Raw genomic sequence first — 1,342 nt, forward strand, 5'->3', positions numbered from 1 at the left:
ACTGACGCCCACAGTGCTTGTGCTTCAGGGATTTTTGGATTGTCAGGGGTACCCGACCGTGGCCGAATGTGTAGTTGGATCAACCCGGAGTGCTACCTTCGCGCAGCCCTGGTGGAGGGGTAGGTCTTGGTGGTGTACCAGGGTGCATGTCGTTGGCGGTCGGTGACGTCGGCGGGGTGGTGGCCGGCGGTGGCATACCAGCAGATGGTGAGGGTCTGGCAGGTCAGGCCGAACGGGACGGTGCGTTCGACGGCGAGTTTGAGCCGGTTGCGGGCCTGGCCGACGCCGAAGATCTGTTTGGCGTCGGCGATCATGACTTCCACCGACCAGCGGGCGGCGTAGCGTTCGACGACCTGGCCGGGTGTGGCGGCGGGGTCGGTGGTGACCAGGGCGAGGTCGTAGGTGCATGCCCGGGCGGGCTGGTCGCGGACCAGGACGACGGTGACCGGGCGGGTGCCGAACACGCCGTACCAGAGGCAACGGATGGTCGCGACGTGCACGGTGGCGTGCTCGCCGTAGCGGAGTATGTCGACGGGGGTGAAGGTCGCGGTGGCGGCGAGCTGGGCCAGGGAGCCGAGCCGGTCGCCTTTGAGGCGGGGCCGGCCTCGTTTCCCGGTGCGTGGCGGGGCGAGGTCGAACAGGGCGGCGTCCTTGCGGAGCCTGGTCGTCCAGGTGACCGAGGCGGGCAGGGCGCGTAGGTCGTCGCCGGCGTAGGCGTAGGCGGCGTCGGCGACGACGTGGACGGTCCGGCCGGGCAGGGCGGCGGCGAGCCGGGTGACGGCCTGGGTGGCGAGGCGGAGCCGGGAGGCGGAGGTGGTGTCCTTGCGGACGAGGCGGGCCAGCACCGGCAGGCACACCGGCCGGTTGAGCATGGGCAGGGTCACCACGACGCCGACGACAACCCAGTTGTTGCCGTACCCGACCTGGTGGGAGCCTTTCGCGGAACCGTCGTGGAACCAGCCGGCCGCCCACACCTTCTTCCCCGACCGGTGGAACAGGGTGTCGTCGACGGCGACGAGCACCGGGGCGTCGTCGACGACCAGCAGGCCCACGACGAGGCGGGCCAGTGCCAGGCCGACCTGGTCCGGGCACCAGCGGGCGGCCGAGAAGAACCGGTGCGCCCGGTGGTGCGACCACACCTGGGACAGCCCGGCGCCACGAGCATCCCGCAGACTGTGCGCCGGCCGGTCACCGCGAGCGTCCCGGCGACCAGGGCACGGAACACCTGGAACGTCGGCGCGGTGAAACACGGCCGGAAACCGGCCAGGAGGACCACGAAAGAAGACGGTAAGGTGAAGTCCGGGAGCATCGGCGTCCACTCTTTCGAGGGTCGCGGTAGGGA

1 protein-coding gene is annotated in these 1,342 nt (G+C 70.5%); it reads right to left on the bottom strand.

The window, feature by feature from the left end; all coding sequences use genetic code 11:
* Positions 1-92: 92 nt before the first annotated feature.
* Positions 93-1,342: transposase (locus MJ797_RS24150; protein ID WP_239341576.1), on the bottom strand; the 1,250-nt coding region annotated here is incomplete at its 5' end.

This window comes from Protofrankia sp. CiP3, from assembly GCF_917627345.1.
Lineage (GTDB): Bacteria > Actinomycetota > Actinomycetes > Frankiales > Frankiaceae > Protofrankia.